The organism is Streptomyces sp. NPDC101178 (genome assembly GCF_044767965.1).
In the GTDB taxonomy this organism is placed as follows: domain Bacteria; phylum Actinomycetota; class Actinomycetes; order Streptomycetales; family Streptomycetaceae; genus Streptomyces.
In genome coordinates, this window is record NZ_JBIWOZ010000003.1 from 326,947 (window position 1) to 344,857 (window position 17,911).

The window sequence follows — 17,911 nt, forward strand, 5'->3', positions numbered from 1 at the left end:
CCTCATCGAGCCGGGCGGGGACGTACGGACGGAGCCAGAGTAACCGAACGATCGGTCGGGACAAGGGGCCCCGGTGAACCTGTGGACAACTTCGGCGGTCCCCGCCTGCGCGGGGAAGGCCCCTCATGGGGGAGGATCGCGGACATGACCACGGCCAAGCGGGACACGTACACCCCGGAGACCCTGCTCACCGTCGCCGTCCGTGTCTTCAACGAGCGCGGTTACGACGGCACCTCCATGGAGCACCTGTCCAAGGCGGCGGGCATCTCCAAGTCCTCCATCTACCACCATGTGGCGGGCAAGGAGGAGCTGCTGCGCCGGGCCGTGAGCCGGGCGCTCGACGGCCTCTTCGCCGTCCTGGACGAGCCGGGGGCGGTGCGCGGGCGCGCGATCGAGCGGGTCGAGTACGTCACGCGCCGGACCGTGGAAGTGCTGATGGCGGAGGTTCCGTACGTCACGCTGCTGCTGCGGGTGCGCGGCAACACCAAGACCGAGCGGTGGGCGCTGGAGCGGCGGCGCGAGTTCGACCAGCGGGTGGCGGAGCTGCTGAAGGCCGCGGTGGCCGACGGGGACCTCCGGGCCGATGTGGACATACGGCTGGCCACCCGGCTGCTCTTCGGCATGGTCAACTCGCTGGTCGAGTGGTACCGGCCGCAGCCGGGCGGCTTCCCGGGGGAGGAGCAGCTCGCCGACACGGTGGTCCAGCTCGCCTTCGAGGGGATGCGGGCGACCGGCCGCTGAACCGGTCCGGCGTGGTCAGGCCAGCTCGGCCGGGCGGTCCGGGCGGGGGCCGAGGTCCGTCTCCTCGAAGACCAGCAGCGTCCGCGTCGACAGCACCTCGGGAATCGACTGGATCCGGGTCAGGACCAGCTCCCGCAGCGCCCGGTTGTCCGGCGTGTGCACCAGCAGCAGAACATCGAAATCGCCGCTCACCAGCGCGATGTGCGTGGCCCCGGGCAGCGCCTGGAGCTGCTCGCGCACGGTGCGCCAGGAGTTCTGCACGATCTTGAGCGTGATGTACGCCGAGGCGCCCTGCCCGGCCCGCTCGTGGTCGACCCGGGCGCCGAATCCGCGGATCACGCCGTCCTCGACGAGCCGGTTGATCCGGGCGTAGGCGTTGGCGCGCGAGACATGGACCCGCTCGGCCACCGACCGTATGGAGGCCCGGCCGTCCGTCTGGAGGATGCGCAGGATGTCGCGGTCGATGGCGTCCAGAGGGCGCGCCGGCGGGGCTGCGGCCGGCTCCGGGCCCGGTGGGGTGAGCGGTGGTGCCGTGGCCGGGGGCGCGGCGCGGCCGGGGTCCTCGCCCGTTCCGGCCATTTGTTCAGCTGCCATCTGCCCGCGCCTCCCTGTTGTGGACGACCTGCCTCCATCCCAAGCTGTGGAGAACCGTTTGTCCACAGGCTGAAGGTGCCTGTAGCCAAAATGCGCTCGCGACCGAACAATCGGTAGGTGAGGCACACCACACCGGTGCCTCGCACGCCCCGCGACACCCTCGCGACATCTCCTGCCATTCCTCTGCATATCGAGACCCTCGATCCTTCGATCGCCCGATCGCCACCCTGATCTCCATCGATGCCTGGAGGTGCCTTCCATGACGGTCCAAGAGCTGCCCGGCGCGGCCACCTACCGGCCCACGCCGCCCCCGGCCTGGAAGCCGATCACCGACCCCGCCCCGCTGCTCCCGGACCCGGAGCCCTACCGGGTGCTCGGTACGGACGCGGTCGCCGACGTCGACCCCGAGCTGCTGCTCCGGCTCCACGCGGAGCTGGTTCGAGGCCGCCGGTACAACACGCAGGCCACCGCGCTGACCAAGCAGGGCCGGCTGGCGGTCTACCCCTCCAGCACCGGCCAGGAGGCGTGCGAGATCGCCGCGGCCCTGGTGCTGGAGGAGCGCGACTGGCTCTTCCCCAGCTACCGGGACACGCTGGCGGCCGTGGCGCGCGGGCTCGACCCGGTCGAGGCGCTGACCCTGCTGCGCGGCGACCGGCACACCGGCTACGACCCGCGTGTCCACCGCATCGCCCCGCTCTGCACCCCGCTCGCCACGCAGCTGCCGCACGCGGTGGGCCTGGCGCACGCGGCCCGGCTCAAGGGCGACGACGTGGTGGCGCTCGCCATGGTCGGTGACGGCGGCACCAGCGAGGGCGACTTCCACGAGGCGCTGAACTTCGCGGCCGTCTGGAAGGCCCCGGTGGTCTTCCTCGTGCAGAACAACGGCTTCGCCATCTCCGTACCGCTGGCCAAGCAGACCGCCGCCCCCTCCCTCGCGCACAAGGCCGTGGGATACGGGATGCCGGGCCGGCTGGTCGACGGCAACGACGCGGCGGCCGTGCACCAGGTGCTCGGCGAGGCCGTGGCCCGGGCCCGGCGGGGAGGAGGGCCGACGCTGATCGAGGCCGTCACCTACCGCATGGAGGCCCACACCAACGCCGACGACGCCACGCGCTACCGGGTGGACAGCGAGGTCGAGGCCTGGCGGGCGCACGACCCGGTCCAGCTCCTGGAGCGCGAGCTGACCGGCCGCGGGCTTCTGGACGACGAGGGCATCGCGCAGGCGAAGGAGGCCGCCGAGCGCATGGCCGCCGCTCTCCGCGACCGGATGAACGCCGATCCGGAGCTGACCCCGATGGACCTCTTCACCCACGTGTACGCGGAACAGACCAGCCAGCTCCGCGAGCAGGCCGCCGCCCTGCGTGCCGAGCTGGACGCCGAACAGGACCACGAGCACAGCGCGGAGGCGGGCCGATGACCACGGCGGCTACGAAAACCGGCGGACGTACGGCGAAGGCGAAACCGGCCACGATGGCGCAGGCCCTCGGGCGGGCGCTGCGCGACTCGATGGCCGAGGACCCGACCGTGCACGTGCTCGGTGAGGACGTCGGCACCCTGGGCGGAGTCTTCCGGATCACCGACGGGCTGGCCAAGGAGTTCGGCGACGACCGGTGCACCGACACGCCGCTGGCCGAGGCGGGCATCCTCGGGGCGGCCGTCGGCATGGCGATGTACGGGCTGCGGCCCGTGGTGGAGATGCAGTTCGACGCGTTCGCCTATCCGGCGTTCGAGCAGCTGATGAGCCATGTCGCCAAGATGCGCAACCGCACCGGTGGCGCCATGCCGCTCCCGATCACCGTGCGCGTTCCGTACGGCGGTGGGATCGGCGGCGTCGAGCACCACAGCGACTCCTCCGAGGCGTACTACATGGCCACGCCGGGCCTCCACGTCGTCACCCCGGCCACGGTGGACGACGCCTACGGCCTGCTGCGCGCCTCCATCGCCTCGGACGACCCGGTGGTCTTCCTGGAGCCCAAGCGGCTCTACTGGTCCAAGGCCGACTGGTCGCCGGAGGCTCCGGCCGCCGTCGAGCCGATCGGCAAGGCGGTCGTCAGGCGGACCGGGCGCAGCGCCACGCTGATCACGTACGGGCCGTCGCTCCCGGTCTGCATGGAGGCCGCCGAGGCGGCGGTCGCGGAGGGCTGGGACCTCGAAGTCGTGGATCTGCGCTCGCTGGTGCCGTTCGACGACGAGACGGTCGCGGCCTCGGTGCGGCGCACCGGGCGGGCGGTCGTCGTCCACGAGTCGCCCGGCTTCGGCGGCCCCGGCGGCGAGATCGCGGCCCGGATCACCGAGCGGTGCTTCCACCACCTGGAGGCTCCGGTGCTGCGGGTGGCCGGCTTCGACATCCCGTATCCGCCGCCCATGCTGGAGCGGCACCATCTGCCGGGAGTGGACCGCGTGCTCGACGCGGTGGCCCGGTTGCAGTGGGAGGCGGACAGCTGATGGCCCAGGTCCTCGAATTCAAGCTGCCGGACCTCGGCGAGGGACTGACCGAGGCGGAGATCGTGCGCTGGCTGGTGGAGGTCGGCGATGTCGTCGCCATCGACCAGCCCGTCGTGGAGGTCGAGACGGCCAAGGCGATGGTGGAGGTGCCGTGTCCGTACGGGGGCGTGGTGACGGCCCGGTTCGGTGAGGAGGGTGCCGAACTGCCGGTCGGAGCACCGCTGCTGACGGTCGCGGTGGGGGCGACGGAGGCCTCGTCGGTTTCTCCGGAACCTTCCGCGCCCTCGGCGTCCTCGGCGGATGAGGAGTCTTCCGGCGGGTCGGGGTCCGGGTCGGATTCCGGGTCGGGGAACGTGCTCGTGGGGTACGGGACCGGTGCGCCGGCCGCCCGGCGGCGGCGCATCCGGCCGGAACGGGCCGGTGCCCCCGCGGCTCCCGCTCCCGTGTCGGTGGCCGAGCCGGCGTCCGTGCCCGCCGCGGCCGGCGGGGTGAACGGCCGGCAGGGGCCCGTGGCCGTGGTCTCCCCGCTCGTACGCCGGCTGGCCCGGCAGCACGAGATCGATCTGCGGCGGCTGACGGGATCGGGGCCCGACGGGCTGATCCTGCGGGCCGACGTGGATTCCGCGATCCGGCGGGTGTCGGACGAGGTCACGGAGACGGCGGCCCGTCCGGCTGCCGAGCCCGCCGTGGCGGAGGCGCCCACGGCCGTCGTGGCGAGCACGGCCGTCGCGAGCGCGGCCGCACCGGTGACCGCCGAGCGGATTCCGCTGCGCGGGGTACGGGGCGCGGTCGCGGACAAGCTGTCGCGCAGCCGGAGCGAGATCCCGGACGCCACCTGCTGGGTGGACGCGGACGCCACCGAACTCATGGCCGCCCGCGCCGCGATGAACGCCGCGTCGGGCCCGTCCGGCGGGCCCAAGGTGTCGGTCCTGGCGCTGCTGGCGCGGATCTGTACGGCGGCGCTCGCCCGGTATCCGGAGCTCAACTCCACGGTGGACACGGCCGCCCGGGAGATCGTGCGCCTGCCCGGCGTGCACCTCGGGTTCGCGGCGCAGACCGAGCGGGGCCTCGTCGTCCCGGTCGTCCGGGACGCGCACACCCGCAACGCCGAGTCGATCGGGGCCGAGATCGCCCGGCTGACCGAGCTGGCGCGGACCGGAAAGCTCAGCCCGGCCCAGCTGACCGGCGGCACATTCACGCTGAACAACTACGGGGTGTTCGGGGTCGACGGCTCCACGCCGATCATCAACCACCCCGAAGCGGCGATGCTCGGCGTCGGCCGGATCATGCCCAAGCCCTGGGTCCACGACGGTGAGCTGGCCGTACGTCAGGTCGTCCAGCTCTCGCTCACCTTCGACCACCGGGTGTGCGACGGCGGAACGGCCGGGGGCTTCCTCCGGTACGTGGCCGACTGCGTGGAGCAGCCCGCGGTGCTCCTGCGCACCTTGTAGGGCCCGCCCTTACGTGCACGCCCCTTCCGGACCCGGCCCGTGCGGCCACCCCGGAGGGGGCGTCGGCTCCAGGTGGTGCCCATACTCGACGTATGACCGCCTACGACGTGATCGTCCTGGCCGGCGGGGCCGCGAAGCGGCTCGGCGGCGCCGACAAGCCGGCCGTACGGGTCGGCGGCCGCGCGCTGCTCGACCGGGTGCTGGCGGCCTGCTCCGGCGCGGGCGCCACCGTCGTGGTGGGCGGCCGCAGACCCACCTCCCGGCCGGTCACCTGGACCCGTGAAGTCCCGGAGGGAGGGGGCCCGTTGGCGGCGCTCGGGGCCGGGGTGCGGCTGACGGAGGCGGAGCGGGTGCTCGTCCTCTCCGCCGACCTGCCGTTCCTCGGCCCCGCCACGGTCGACGCGCTGCTCGCCGCCGCCGGTGAGGACGGCCGGGACGGCGCGCTCTGCACCGATCCCGACGGCCGCGACCAGCCGCTCGTCGCCGTCTACCGTGCCGAGGCGCTCCGCCGGGAGCTGGCCCTGGTCGCCACCGAGCACGGCTCCCTCGCCGGGCTGCCGCTCCGGTTGCTGACCGGCGAGCTGGATCTGGCCCGGGTCGACGCCGGGCCGCACGCCGCCTTCGACTGCGACACTTGGGACGACATCGCCGCCGCCCGCGCGCGGATCAGGGAGCATGGGGCCGTGCTGGACGAATGGATCACCTCGGTCAAGAACGAACTGGGAATCGAACTCGACGTCGACACCGACGTCCTGCTCGACCTCGCCCGCGACGCCGCGCACGGGGTCGCGCGGCCCGCCGCACCGCTCACGACCTTCCTGGTCGGGTATGCGGCGGCCCGGGCGAGCGCCGGCGCGGCCCCGGAGGAAGCCGCGGCGGCGGTCGCCGAGGCCGCCCGCAAGGCCACCGCGCTGGCCCTGCGCTGGGCGGCGGAGGCGGCGGAGGCCGGCGGAGCGGAGAAGGCGACTCCGCCGGAGGCGAGCGGCGAACAGGCCGGAACGCCATGACCGGCGGCGACCTGCCCGGACGGTCCGGCACGGCCGACAGCGCCGTGGAGCGCGCCACGGCCGACGCCGACGCCGAAGAGCTGGCCGTCGAACAGGCCCTGGCGCTGGTCGGCGGCCACAGCCAGCCGCGCAACCGCGCCGACGACCGGCCGGGCGACCAGCCGCGCAACCCCGCCGGCGACCGTGCGCGCGACCGCGCCGACGACCAGCCGCGCGACCGGGCCGGCGACCGTGCGCGCGACCGGGCCGACGGCGGTGCGAACGGCCGGGTGCCTGACCGAGCCGGCCACCGGCCACGCAACCCGGTGAACGGCCGGCCGGACGACCGAGTGCCGCGCGACCAGAACCCCACCGACCCACTCCCCTCCCCGGACGCCGACCGCCCCAGCTCTCCAACCCTCCCCTGGGACCGCGCCCGGGCCGTCGCCGCGCGGGCAGGGCGCGGCGGACCGCCCGCCGTGGTGCGGCTGTCGCTGGACCGGGCCCTGGGCCATGTCCTCGCCGAGCCGCTCGCCGCACTCACCGACCTGCCGTCCTTCGACACCTCGGCCATGGACGGCTGGGCCGTCGCCGGACCCGACCCCTGGACGTACGAGGAAGGCACCGGACTGCGGGCAGGCGACGGTCCCGCCACCGCGCCCCTCCCCGACGGCACCGCCGTACGCATCGCCACCGGCGCCCGTACCCCCGCCGACACCACCGCGGTCATCCGCAGCGAGCACGCCCACGTCGACGAGGCCAGAGGCCTGCTCTCCCCCCGGCGGCCGGTCGTCACCGGCCAGGACATCCGCTCCCGTGGCCAGGAGTGCCGCGCGGGCGACCAGTTGGTGCCGGCCGGCACCGTGGTCACCCCGGCGGTGCTCGGGCTCGCCGCCGCCGCCGGGTACGACGCGCTGCCCGCCGTCCCCCGCCCCCGCGCCGACGTCCTCGTCCTCGGTGACGAGCTCCTCGCCGCGGGCCTCCCGCACGACGGCCTCATCCGCGACGCCCTCGGCCCCATGCTCGCGCCCTGGCTGCGGGCTCTGGGCGCCGAGGTCTCCGCGCCCCGCCGCCTCGGCGACGACGCCGAGGCCCTGCGTACGGCCCTCACCTCCTCCGACGCCGATGTGATCATCACCACCGGCGGCACCGCCTCCGGCCCGGTCGACCATGTGCATCCGGTCCTGGCCGCCATCGGCGCCGAGTTGCTCGTGGACGGCGTCGCCGTGCGCCCCGGCCACCCGATGCTGCTGGCGCTCCTCGCTCCGGACGGGCCGTACCTGGTCGGGCTGCCCGGCAATCCGCTCGCGGCCGTATCAGGGCTGCTGACCCTCGCCGAACCTCTCCTGGCCGGGCTTGCGGGCCGCCCGGCCCAGGACGCGTACCGGGCGCTCGTCCACGCCGATGTGCCCGGTCATCCGCAGGACACCCGCCTCGTCCCGGTCGTCCACCGCGCGGGCGGGGCGGGCGGCCGGGACCATGTGGCGCCGCTGCGGTACAACGGTCCGGCCATGCTGCGCGGGATCGCCGCGGCGGACGGGTTGGCCGTCGTACCCCCCGGCGGGGTACGGTCCGGCACCGAGGTGGAGATTCTGGATCTCCCATGGGCCCCGGCGACGCCGTGGACGGAAGGGTGTTTCACGTGAAACTTCCCGGCCACGAGAAGGGGTGTTTCACGTGAAACTTCCCGGACAGGACGCGATGGCCCGGCGGGCCGACGAACACGTCGTACCGACGCGGGTGATGCTCCCCCGTCGGGTCACCCACGGTCCGGCCCGGCAGGTCGGCAAACGGCTGCTGATGGCGCTGCTCGTGCTGGCCGCGACGGTGTTCATCGTCTGGCTCGACCGCGCGGGCTACAACGACAACGCCGACGGCAAGGTCGATCTGCTGGACGCGGTCTACTACGCGACGGTCACCCTCTCCACCACCGGGTACGGCGACATCACCCCGTACAGTGCCGGAGCCCGGCTGATCAACGTGGTGCTCGTGACACCGCTGCGCGTGATGTTCCTGATCATCCTGGTCGGCACCACACTGGAGGTCCTCACGGAACGGACCCGTGAGGACTTCCGGCTGAAGCGTTGGAGAGCCAACTTGCGTGACCACACCGTCGTCGTCGGCTTCGGCACCAAGGGCCGTTCGGCGATCCAGACCCTCTGCGCCACCGGCATGGCCAAGGAACAGATCGTCATCGTCGACCCGGCCTCCAAGGTGATCGAGGCCGCCAACGCGGAGGGCTTCACCGGCGTGCTCGGCGATGCCACCCGCAGCGATGTCCTGTTGCGGGCCGAGCTCCAGAAGGCCCGTCAGATCATCATCGCCACCCAGCGCGACGACACCGCCGTGCTGGTCGCGCTGACCGCGCGTCAGCTGAACCGCGGTGCGAAGATCGTGGCGGCGGTCCGCGAGGAGGAGAACGCGCCTCTGCTGAGGCAGTCCGGTGCCGATGCCGTGATCACCAGCAGTGGCGCCGCCGGGCGGCTGCTCGGCCTCTCCGTCCTCAGCCCGAGCGCGGGCACGGTGATGGAGGACCTGATCCAGCAGGGCAGCGGTCTCGATCTCATCGAACGTCCGGTGATAAAGGCCGAGGTGGGCAAGAGCGTCCGGGAGACCGACGACCTGGTCGTCAGCGTGCTGCGCGGCCACCGGCTGCTCGGTTACGACGACCCGGCGGCCAGCCCGTTGCAGCTGACGGACCGGGTCATCACCATCGTGCGCGCCAGCCCGCCCTCCGGCTCCGGCCCGTCCGGCCCCTCCCTTCCCCACCTGCCGCTGCCGCCGCACCGCTCCTGACCACTGGCGGAACCGGCGTACAGGCGGCGGAACCGGCGTACGGACAGCGGCGGAACCGGCGTACGGACAGCGGCGCGCCAAGGGCAGGCGGCCGGCGGCGGGAGTAGCCTCGCGGCCATGCATGCGATCACGATCCCCGAACCCGGTGGCCCCGAGGCGCTCGTCTGGGCCGAGGTGCCCGATCCCGTCCCCGGCGAAGGCGAGGTCCTCGTCGAGGTCGTCGCCGGTGCCGTCAACCGTGCCGATGTGCTCCAGCGGCAGGGCTTCTACAACCCGCCGCCCGGCGCCTCTCCGTACCCCGGTCTGGAGTGCTCCGGCCGCATCGCGGCGCTCGGCCCCGGGGTGACCGGCTGGGCGGTCGGCGACGAGGTGTGCGCACTGCTGTCGGGCGGCGGCTACGCGGAGAAGGTCGCCGTACCGGTGGGCCAGCTCCTTCCCGTACCGGACGGTGTGGACCTGACGACGGCGGCCGCACTGCCCGAGGTCACCGCGACAGTCTGGTCGAACGTGTTCCTTATTGCCCACCTGCGCCCCGGCGAGACCCTCCTCGTCCACGGCGGCTCCAGCGGGATCGGCACGATGGCGATCCAGCTGGCGAAGGCGGTCGGCGCCCGGGTCGCGGTCACGGCGGGCAGCCCGCAGAAGCTCGCCGAGTGCGCCGCGCTCGGCGCCGACATCCTCATCGACTACCGCGAGCAGGACTTCGTCGAGGAGCTGGCGAAGGCGACCGACGGGGCGGGGGCCGATGTCATCCTGGACATCGTCGGCGCCAAGTACCTGGAGCGGAACGTGAAGGCGCTCGCCGTCAACGGCCGCCTGGCCATCATCGGCCTCCAGGGCGGTGCGAAGGGCGAGCTGAACCTCGGCGCGCTGCTCACCAAGCGGGCCGCCGTCACCGCGACCTCGCTGCGGGGCCGCCCGCTCGCCGAGAAGGCCGCCATCATCGCCGCCGTACGCGAGCATGTCTGGCCGCTGATCGCCGACGGCGTGGTCCGGCCGGTGGTGGACCGTACGGTGCCGATGCAGGACGCCGCCGAGGCGCACCGGGTGCTCGAATCCAGCACCCACATCGGCAAGGTGCTGCTGGCCGCGCCGGGCGCGTAGAGCACACGGCAGGGGCCCGGCACACACGGTGTGTGCCGGGCCCCTGCCGTGTCCTGCACGGTCTACAGGTACGGTCCCGAGCGGATCGGACCGTGCGGGTCCGCGCCGCCGCCTTCCTCGTCCTCGTGCGCCATCCCGGGCGGCAGCGCGCGGCGCATCTGCTCCAGCTGTGCGCGGGCCGCCATCTGCTGGGCGAACAGCGCGGTCTGGATCCCGTGGAAGAGGCCCTCCAGCCAGCCCACCAGCTGTGCCTGCGCGATCCGCAGCTCGGCCTCGGAGGGCACCGACTCCTCGGTGAACGGCAGCGAGAGCCGCTCCAGCTCCTCCACCAGCTCCGGCGCGAGACCGTCCTCCAGCTCCTTCACGGAGCTGGCGTGGATCTCCTTGAGCCGGACCCGGCTCGCCTCGTCGAGAGGAGCCGCCCTGACCTCCTCCAGAAGCTGCTTGATCATGCTGCCGATGCGCATGACTTTCGCGGGCTGTTCGACCATTTCCGTCACCGGGACCTCGCGCGACTCGTCGTCACTGGCACCGCCGCCGATAGCCATTCCGTCCTGGCCCACGACAAGGACCTGCGGATGCTCCTGCGACCGGTCATTCCTCGGCATTTCCATGCCGCCATTGTCTCGCACACATGCCGTACTCCACGGTGGTGCCCCCGGAAACGGATGATCCACCGTCTCCGGGGGCAGCGGAAGTGCCGGTCAGCCCGCGCGGCGGGCCAGCTTCAGCCGGGAGCTGGTGAGGCCGGCGGCGAGCAGCCCGGCCAGCACCGGAACGGCCAGGGCCAGGAGCGCGATGGTCGGCCACGGCATCACGATCGGTGTGTACGCCGACTCCATCGGATCCGCCCGCATCTCCGCCACCGCCGCGCGCAGGTCGGTCAGGCGCAGCGCGACCGCGGGCACGATCCCCGCCGCCGTCCCCAGCAGCACCCCGGTCAGGGCGACGACCAGGCACTGGAAGCCGGAGAGCGCGCGCCGTACGCCCGGCGGCGCGCCCACCGCGCTGAGCGTGGTGAGGTCGGCCTCCGCGTCGGCCTTGGAGAGCCCGGTCGTGATGGCCGCCGCGCCCAGGGTCACGACCCCGGCGAAGAGGGCGAGGATCAGCAGGATCACCTCTTCGTCGCTCTGCTCGGCGGTGCTCGCGGTCATCACGTACGCGCGGTTTCCGGCCTGCTCGATCGCCGCGTCGGCCGCCTGCCGCTCGGCGTCGTTCGGCTCGCGGCTCAGCGTGTAGACGCTGGCGTGGTCCTCGGTATGCAGGCCGAGCTCGTCGGCGGTCCGCTGCGGCAGGATCATCCGGATGCCGGGGGTGGACGCGTACCGGTCGGGTGCGACGTACACCTTCAGCCGGTCCGTGGTGGTGCGGGCCTTGCCGGGGTGCGGGGCCCGGTTCTTCCTGTCCCGGTCGTTGTAGGTGTGGACGGCCTTGAGGGTGACCTCGCCGTTCTTCGCGTACGCCGAGTTGAGCAGGACGGGCGTGCCCGCGGCGAGGGCCTGCGCCGCCGCCGGGTCGTCGAGCTTCACGTACGAGGTGAGCAGTCCGGCGTCACCGATGACGATCTTGCTGTCGTCGCTGCCGAGGGAGACCATGGTCCACCGCTCGTCCACGCAGGCGGGGGAGTTCATCAGCCGCTTGTGCTCGTCGGCCGAGATCCGCAGGGCGAGTTCCTTGGCGCCCTTGCCGCTCAGCGGGCAGGAGTGGCCCTCTCCGGTGGGCTTGACGAGCCCGATGGTTCCGCAGCCGTCCTCCTCCTCGTAGTACACCGAGCAGTCGCTGCCGGCCCAGACCCTCCCGACGTCGGCGCGCCCGCCGTTGACGGGGTAGTTCTGCTCGACGGCGGCCCGTGCGCGGGGCAGGTTGGCCTTCTGGGAGGTGTCGAAGGCCATCACCGCGGCGGTGCCCGCGGTCAGGTCGGGCTGGTGGTCGTAGGCCTGCTCGGCGGCGTTGCTGCTGGTGTACGTGGCGATGGCGACGCTGCCCGCGACGGCGGCCATGACGGCGGCGACGGCGGGCGCGGTGCGGCCCCGGTTGCGGGCCGCGTCGCGCAGGGCGATGCGGGGCGTCAGCGGGAGCCGGCGGCCGAGCCGGCCGAGGAAGCCGACGATGACCGGGATGCAGCCGAGGAGGCCCAGCTCGGCGAGGACGGAACCGCCCGCGACCAGATTGATGTTGCCGCTGACGCCTCCGAACACGGCGAGGGCGGTGCCGGCCGCCATCACGAGGGAGCCGATGACCGGCAGCACGCGGGAGCTGCGGCGGGAGCCTCTGCGGCCGGTGAGCGACTCCAGGACGGACTGGCGGCCCGCGACGATCGCCGGTGCGAGTGCGGCGAGGACACCGGTGACCAGGCCGAGTGCGGCGATGGCGAGGATCTCCCAGGGCTGCACGGTCAGTTCGCCGAAGCGGCGGCCGGTGAACTCCTCGATCATCGGGCGGAACAGAGCGGTGAGGCCGAATCCGGCGCCGACGCCGGCGACCGCGCCGACCCCGCCGAGCACCGCACCGCCCGCGAGCACCACGGCCCGGACCTGGCTGCGGTTCCCGCCGCACGAGCCGACCAGGCCCAGCTGCCGGCGCGAACGACGGGCGCCCACGGCGAACGCCGGTCCGGCCAGCAGCACGATCTCCAGGACGGCCATGGCGGCCACGGTGAGGGCCGCAGCGGTCAACTCCCTGATGCCGCTGTCCGAGCCGCCCATGTGCGCGGCCATGGGGATCTCGGAGTCCGGCGGCGGGTCCAGGACGACCTGACGGGCCCGTACCACCACGCCCTTCTCGTTGGCGGCACGCACGTCCGACCAGGTCACGCCCGCCCCGGACGGGCCCTGGACCAGCCACTTCAGGTTGCCGGCCTGTGGCGGGAGGATCTCCTTGTCGCCGTCGGCGGTCTTCTGCCACGGTGCGATGACCGCGCCGGGGACGGCGAAGAGGGACTCGGTCTTCAGCTCGGCGGGGAGTTCCACCGCGCCGGTGAGTGTGTAGACCTGCTGGGGGCCGCGCACGGTGACGCGGTCGCCGACGGAGAGCCCGGACGCGTCGAGGAAGGCTTCGGTCGCCGCGATCTCGTTCCTGGCCTGCGGGTAGGCGCCTTCGGTGAGTTCGACCCGGCCGCGCAGCAGCGGGTCGGCGATGTCCAGTTCGGTGATCTGGGTGTCGGCGATGCCGTGGCGGGTCGTCACGGAGGCGGGCACGGACTGCTCGGTGAGGTACCGCGAGCCCTTCGGGAAGGTCGCCGGTACGTCGACGGGCTTCCGCTCGTCCTCGGGCAGCGTCTCCGGTGCGTCCTCCGGCGTCCCCCACATGATGCCGTCGGGCATCTGCTCCAGCCGGACCGGGCCCATGCCCTGGTCCTTGAACAGGGCGTCGGCCGCTCCCAGATCCGCCGTCAGATCCTCCGCGACGGTGGGCAGGGCGCTGCGGTACGTCAGGTCGGCGGCGGTCACACCGAGGACCGGCAGGGCGATCATCGCGACGACGAGGGTGCTGCGGGCCTTGGCCCGCGCCGCGTCGCGCCTGGCTATGCGGAAGGCGGCGCGCCATCCGGAGAAGAGGCTCACTTGGCGCCCTCGGCGGATCCGGAGGTCCCGGAGGCTCCCGCTGTGAGCAGCGAGTCGGCGCCGGTGGTCAGCGTCTGGTCGACGATCGAACCGTCGCGGAGGAAGACGACCCGGTCCGCCCAGGCCGCGTACCGGGGCTCATGGGTCACCATCACCCCGGCCGCTCCCTGGTCGCAGCGGGTGCGCAGCAGGGCGAGGACCGCCTCGCCGGTCTCGGAGTCGAGCGCTCCGGTCGGCTCGTCGGCGAGGACGAGGCGCCGGTCGCCGACGAGGGCGCGGGCGATGGCGACGCGCTGCTGCTGGCCGCCGGACATCTCGTCCGGGAAGCGGTCGGCTATCTCGGTCAGCTTCATCTCGGCCAGCGCGGCGAGGGCTTCCTTGCGGGCCTTGCGCACGGAGACGCCGTCGAGTTCGCGTGGCAGCGCGATGTTCTCGGCGGCGGTGAGGGCCGGGATGAGGTTGTAGTCCTGGAAGACGTATCCGACGCTGCGGCGGCGCAGTGCGGCGACGCCCTTGCGGCCGAGCGAGGCGATGTCCTGGCCCTCGATGATCACCTGGCCGCTGGTGGCGTTGTCGAGCCCTCCGGCCAGGGTCAGCAGGGTCGACTTGCCGGAGCCGGAGGGCCCCATCACGGCGACCAGCTCACCCGGATACACGGAGAGGCTGATCCCGCGCAGGGCGTGCACCTCGGCGACCCCGGAGCCGTGGGTGCGGGTCAGCGCCCGCAGTTCGAGTACGGGGTCGCCTGCGGGTGTCCCGGAGGACGGCGGCGGCGGTGTGGCGGCGGGCGAGGACATGGTGGGTGATTCCCCCTGGAAAGAACGCGCTGGTCGTGGAGTGCGAGACATGGCGTGGAGTGCGAGACACGGAGACGCGCTGGTCGGTGGCGGGCGGATCGGCTACGGACAGGTCAGCGCCGGTTCTTCGTGCGCCCGGCCAAGGCGCGGGCCGGGCCCCGGGTGGCCGTCGGGCCGGGTTCCGGGGAGGGCTCGGTGGCGGCGGCTTCCGCGAGGCGGACGAGGCGCGACTCGCAGTGGTCGAGCCAGCGGGCCTCGGCCTCCGCCTGGAAGATCAGCTGCTCCACCACGAGGAGCCAGGCGACCTCGTCCCGGTTGGCCGGGACGTCGGCCAGGGCCTGGGCCTTGAGCCTGGTGTAGTCCTGCATGGCCTTGAGGGTGTGGTGGCGCTGGGACTGGATGACATCGCGGATGTCGACGTCCGGGGCCCCCACGGCCATGGCCAGCTTGATGGCCAGTTCGTCGCGGGGCGGGTTGGTGCGGTCCACCGGGGTCTCGAACCAGCTGCGCAGCTCGGCCCGGCCGCCGCCGGTGATCGCGTAGGTGTCGTGCCCGGCCTCGTCGGCCCCTTCCCGCACGACCATGCCGTCACGTTCCAGGCGGCTGAGCGTCGTGTAGACCTGGCCGATGTTGAGCGGCCAGGTGGAGCCGGTGCGCGACTCGAACTCGGTGCGGAGCTGGGAGCCGTACCGAGGGCCCCGCTCCAGGAGGGCCAGTAGCCCGTGACGGATCGACATACTGAGTATGTATACCGAGTATGTCGGTCCTGGCAAGCCCTTGAGCGGTACGGCCACGGGGTGGAGTTCTCAGTTCACGCGGCGCAAGCGGAAGGCGAGGAAGGCGAGTCCGAGCCCGACCATGGCGATGCCCGTACCGAGCGAGACCTGCTGGACCTGCCGTACGGCGGCGGAGTCCAGAGCGCGTGTGGCCGCCGGTCCCGGATCGCTGAACGCCTCGGGCGGCGGGGTGAAGACGGGCAGGTCGGCGGCGGTCGCCTCGGGCTCGACGGACGGCTCCGGCTCGTCCGGAGCGTCGGCCCGCGCCAGCTCCAGCGGGCTCAGCGAACGCCCGGGACGAGCCTTCCCTGCTCCGGCCTCCCGCCCGGCCATCGGCGCGGTCGACCCCGACACCTCGACGGAAGCGGAACGGCTGGGAGACGGCGAGGCGGGGCCTGCGGGAGCCTCGGCACCCTCCACGGCCCCGGAGTCCGCAGAGGGGCTGCCGGAGCCGGAACCGAGTACCCCGGACGACGGCGGCAAGGGCAGCGGCAGAGCCGAGGGGAGCGCCGGGGACGATGGCGTACCCCGCGACGCGGCACCGGCGGCCGGCGGCGGCGTGCCGCGGGAGACACCGGGCGAAGCACCGGCCGGAGCGCCCGAGGAGGACGGCGTGGCGCCAGGGCTCGACGCCCCCGGAGGCACGGCCCGCCCGGAAGGCCCGTCGGTCACCGACTTCCCATGAGCGGTCACCGGCGCCCCGTGGGCAGCCCCACCCGGAGCACCCCACGGCCCCAGCACCGCGCCGGCCGTCACCAGCAGACAGACCGCGCACCTCGACGACCACACGGCCGGACGTCCTGGAGCCATGAGATCAGCGTCACACGGGCTCTTCCATCCGGCATCCCGGACGGCCCAGGAGGAGATAACCGGCCGTTAGGCGTCGACCACCACCGCGAAACAGACACGGAAAAGACGTCCGAGGTCCGCAGTGATCGCCCGGCGAACAACAACGATCAGGAAGGCCGGCCCGTCGAGATCTTCAGCTCGAAGTGGGCGCCCTTCTCGGAGACCGCCGTTCCGGAGGACGGGAACTGACCCACGATCTGACCCTCCGCGTACGTGTTGCCGGGCTCCTCGATCTCCTTGATCGTCCAGCCGGCGGCCGCCGCGCACTCCTTCGCCGAGAGGATGTCCTTGTAGACGAAGTTGGGCGCCTGGACTTTCTTCGGGTCGTTGGAGTCCTCCATGGCGTCCGTGCAGGCCGTCGTCTTCATCGTCCGGTTGCGCTCCGGCGGCCGGTAGCCGTCCTCGGTGGAGGTCTCGCTGGTGCCGGGGTCGCCGCCCTTGCCCGCCTCGTCGTCCTTGCCCTTGCCCTGGAGGGAGAGCGCGGTGATCAGGCCGCCGACGGCGAGGAGCGCGACGACGATCGAGCCGACGATGACCGGCATGTTCCGCTTGGAGGAGCCGCCTCCGGTGGTCCCGACGGCCGTCTGGTGCTGCGGGTTGATCGTGTACGGCGGCGAGGTCTGGTGGGCGAGCGGGCCCGGGGTCGGGTAGCCCTGGGCCGCCTGCGGGTAGCCGTAGCCCGGCGCGGGCGTCGGGGCCGGCTGGTTGTACGGGCCCGAAGTGCCCGACGGGTAAGGGTGCGGCTGGTACGGCGTCTGGACGCTCTGCGGGGCCGGGGTGGACTGGTCGACGGGCGGGAACACCGCCGAGCCGACGCCCGAGCCGCTGTTGGCGGGACCGCCGCCGGCCACGATCGCCGGGGCGCCGGTCCGGCCGCCGGAGGCGTTCAGCACCCGCGCGATCTCGTCCCGCATCGCGGCGGCGCTCGGGAAGCGCTCGTTCGGGTTCTTCTTCAGGGCGCGGGCCACCAGCGCGTCCATCGCCGGGGTGACCGAGCGGTTGATGCTGGAGGGCGCGACCGGCTCCTCCTGCACATGCGCGTACGCGATGGCGAGCGGCGAGTCCGCGTCGAACGGGAGCCGTCCGGTGAGCAGCTGGAAGAGCATGATGCCGACCGAGTACAGGTCGGAGCGGGCGTCCACACCGCGGCCGAGGGCCTGCTCGGGGGAGAGGTACTGCGGGGTGCCGACGACCATGCCGGTCTGCGTCATCGAGGTGACACCGGACTGCATGGCGCGGGCGATGCCGAAGTCCATGACCTTCACGACGCCGCGCTTGGTCATCATCACGTTGCCGGGCTTGATGTCGCGGTGGACCAGGCCCATCTCGTGGCTGGTCTCCAGCGCGGCCAGCACGTCGGCCGTCACCTTGAGCGCCTTGTCGGCGGGCATCGCGCCGTACTGCCGGATGTCGGCGGCCAGCACCGAACCGAGCGGCTGGCCCTCGACGTACTCCATGACGATGTACGGCATCAGCGCGCCGCCGAGCTCGTCCTCGCCGGTGTCGAAGACCGAGACGATGTTGGTGTGCTGGAGCTTGGCGACGGCCTGCGCCTCGCGCCGGAACCGCTCGCGGAACGACTGCTCGCGCCCGAGCTCGGTGTGGAGCGTCTTGATCGCGACTTGGCGGTCCAGCGCGGAGTCGTAGGCAAGGTAGACGGAGGCCATCCCGCCTTCGCCGAGCAGGTCGCGCAGCTGGTAGCGGCCGCCCGCCACCGCTCCGCCCGCGTAGCGGCCCTGTGCGCCGTCCTGGCTCATGACTTGCTTTCCCCCTCGGCGGCGCGGGCCCTGGCACGCGCTGTGGTGCACA

15 protein-coding genes are annotated in these 17,911 nt (G+C 73.1%); 8 read left to right on the forward strand and 7 right to left on the reverse strand.

Annotated features, from left to right (window positions below):
* Positions 1-144: 144 nt before the first annotated feature.
* A complete protein-coding gene (locus ACIRR8_RS10005; protein ID WP_093687771.1) occupies positions 145-741 on the forward strand; it encodes a TetR/AcrR family transcriptional regulator in 597 nt (198 codons plus the stop codon).
* 15 nt (positions 742-756) lie between these two features.
* Here the strand turns inward: ACIRR8_RS10005 and ACIRR8_RS10010 are convergent, their stop codons facing one another.
* Positions 757-1,335 (reverse strand): Lrp/AsnC family transcriptional regulator, encoded by a 579-nt coding sequence (locus ACIRR8_RS10010; protein ID WP_404061439.1) that lies wholly within the window; start codon positions 1,333-1,335, stop codon positions 757-759.
* Between the two features lie 259 nt (positions 1,336-1,594).
* Between ACIRR8_RS10010 and pdhA the strand changes: the two genes are divergently transcribed.
* The 7 genes from pdhA (at position 1,595) to ACIRR8_RS10045 (ending at position 10,117) form a co-directional block, all read left to right on the forward strand.
* Positions 1,595-2,752, forward strand: coding sequence for a pyruvate dehydrogenase (acetyl-transferring) E1 component subunit alpha (gene pdhA / locus ACIRR8_RS10015; RefSeq protein WP_356749770.1), 1,158 nt, complete (start codon positions 1,595-1,597; stop codon positions 2,750-2,752).
* Positions 2,749-3,780 carry an alpha-ketoacid dehydrogenase subunit beta gene (locus tag ACIRR8_RS10020; protein ID WP_404061444.1) on the forward strand — a complete coding sequence of 344 codons (1,032 nt, stop codon included), beginning with the start codon at positions 2,749-2,751 and terminating at the stop codon, positions 3,778-3,780. Before pdhA ends, ACIRR8_RS10020 begins: the two co-directional genes overlap by 4 nt.
* Complete coding sequence (locus tag ACIRR8_RS10025; RefSeq protein WP_404061446.1) at positions 3,780-5,231, forward strand: dihydrolipoamide acetyltransferase family protein; 1,452 nt, start codon at positions 3,780-3,782, stop codon at positions 5,229-5,231. The genes ACIRR8_RS10020 and ACIRR8_RS10025 overlap by 1 nt, the downstream gene beginning before the upstream one ends.
* A gap of 92 nt (positions 5,232-5,323) precedes the next feature.
* Positions 5,324-6,238 carry an NTP transferase domain-containing protein gene (locus tag ACIRR8_RS10030; RefSeq protein WP_404061448.1) on the forward strand — a complete coding sequence of 305 codons (915 nt, stop codon included), beginning with the start codon at positions 5,324-5,326 and terminating at the stop codon, positions 6,236-6,238.
* On the forward strand, positions 6,235-7,863 hold the full coding sequence (locus tag ACIRR8_RS10035; protein WP_404061451.1) for a molybdopterin-binding protein: 1,629 nt from the start codon (positions 6,235-6,237) through the stop codon (positions 7,861-7,863). The genes ACIRR8_RS10030 and ACIRR8_RS10035 overlap by 4 nt, the downstream gene beginning before the upstream one ends.
* Positions 7,864-7,894: 31 nt before the next feature.
* Complete coding sequence (locus tag ACIRR8_RS10040) at positions 7,895-9,013, forward strand: potassium channel family protein (RefSeq protein ID WP_404061453.1); 1,119 nt, start codon at positions 7,895-7,897, stop codon at positions 9,011-9,013.
* Positions 9,014-9,130: 117 nt separating this feature from the next.
* Entirely contained in the window at positions 9,131-10,117 is a 987-nt protein-coding gene (locus ACIRR8_RS10045; RefSeq protein ID WP_404061456.1) for an NAD(P)H-quinone oxidoreductase, read from the forward strand.
* A 62-nt stretch (positions 10,118-10,179) separates the two neighbouring features.
* Here the strand turns inward: ACIRR8_RS10045 and ACIRR8_RS10050 are convergent, their stop codons facing one another.
* The 6 genes from ACIRR8_RS10050 to ACIRR8_RS10075 form a co-directional block, all read right to left on the reverse strand.
* Positions 10,180-10,731, reverse strand: coding sequence for a bacterial proteasome activator family protein (locus ACIRR8_RS10050; RefSeq protein ID WP_161266891.1), 552 nt, complete (start codon positions 10,729-10,731; stop codon positions 10,180-10,182).
* A gap of 90 nt (positions 10,732-10,821) precedes the next feature.
* Positions 10,822-13,680, reverse strand: a complete 2,859-nt coding sequence (locus ACIRR8_RS10055) for an FtsX-like permease family protein (RefSeq protein WP_404061459.1) — start codon at positions 13,678-13,680, stop codon at positions 10,822-10,824.
* Entirely contained in the window at positions 13,677-14,477 is an 801-nt protein-coding gene (locus tag ACIRR8_RS10060) for an ABC transporter ATP-binding protein (protein ID WP_404061462.1), read from the reverse strand. The genes ACIRR8_RS10055 and ACIRR8_RS10060 overlap by 4 nt, the downstream gene beginning before the upstream one ends.
* A 113-nt stretch (positions 14,478-14,590) precedes the next feature.
* A complete protein-coding gene (locus ACIRR8_RS10065; protein WP_404061464.1) occupies positions 14,591-15,214 on the reverse strand; it encodes a PadR family transcriptional regulator in 624 nt (207 codons plus the stop codon).
* A 69-nt stretch (positions 15,215-15,283) separates the two neighbouring features.
* Complete coding sequence (locus ACIRR8_RS10070) at positions 15,284-15,607, reverse strand: hypothetical protein (protein WP_404061466.1); 324 nt, start codon at positions 15,605-15,607, stop codon at positions 15,284-15,286.
* Positions 15,608-16,209: 602 nt separating this feature from the next.
* Positions 16,210-17,859, reverse strand: a complete 1,650-nt coding sequence (locus ACIRR8_RS10075; RefSeq protein WP_404061469.1) for a protein kinase — start codon at positions 17,857-17,859, stop codon at positions 16,210-16,212.
* Between the last annotated feature and the right edge of the window lie 52 nt (positions 17,860-17,911).

What these genes read in the sequence shown, in the direction of transcription:
- ACIRR8_RS10005 (WP_093687771.1), top strand. Translation starts at nt 145, where the DNA reads ATGACCACGGCCAAGCGGGACACGTACACCCCGGAGACCCTGCTCACC.
- ACIRR8_RS10010 (WP_404061439.1), bottom strand. Translation starts at nt 1,335, where the DNA reads ATGGCAGCTGAACAAATGGCCGGAACGGGCGAGGACCCCGGCCGCGCC.
- pdhA (WP_356749770.1), top strand. Translation starts at nt 1,595, where the DNA reads ATGACGGTCCAAGAGCTGCCCGGCGCGGCCACCTACCGGCCCACGCCG.
- ACIRR8_RS10020 (WP_404061444.1), top strand. Translation starts at nt 2,749, where the DNA reads ATGACCACGGCGGCTACGAAAACCGGCGGACGTACGGCGAAGGCGAAA.
- ACIRR8_RS10025 (WP_404061446.1), top strand. Translation starts at nt 3,780, where the DNA reads ATGGCCCAGGTCCTCGAATTCAAGCTGCCGGACCTCGGCGAGGGACTG.
- ACIRR8_RS10030 (WP_404061448.1), top strand. Translation starts at nt 5,324, where the DNA reads ATGACCGCCTACGACGTGATCGTCCTGGCCGGCGGGGCCGCGAAGCGG.
- ACIRR8_RS10035 (WP_404061451.1), top strand. Translation starts at nt 6,235, where the DNA reads ATGACCGGCGGCGACCTGCCCGGACGGTCCGGCACGGCCGACAGCGCC.
- ACIRR8_RS10045 (WP_404061456.1), top strand. Translation starts at nt 9,131, where the DNA reads ATGCATGCGATCACGATCCCCGAACCCGGTGGCCCCGAGGCGCTCGTC.
- ACIRR8_RS10050 (WP_161266891.1), bottom strand. Translation starts at nt 10,731, where the DNA reads ATGGAAATGCCGAGGAATGACCGGTCGCAGGAGCATCCGCAGGTCCTT.
- ACIRR8_RS10060 (WP_404061462.1), bottom strand. Translation starts at nt 14,477, where the DNA reads ATGTCCTCGCCCGCCGCCACACCGCCGCCGCCGTCCTCCGGGACACCC.
- ACIRR8_RS10065 (WP_404061464.1), bottom strand. Translation starts at nt 15,214, where the DNA reads ATGTCGATCCGTCACGGGCTACTGGCCCTCCTGGAGCGGGGCCCTCGG.
- ACIRR8_RS10075 (WP_404061469.1), bottom strand. Translation starts at nt 17,859, where the DNA reads ATGAGCCAGGACGGCGCACAGGGCCGCTACGCGGGCGGAGCGGTGGCG.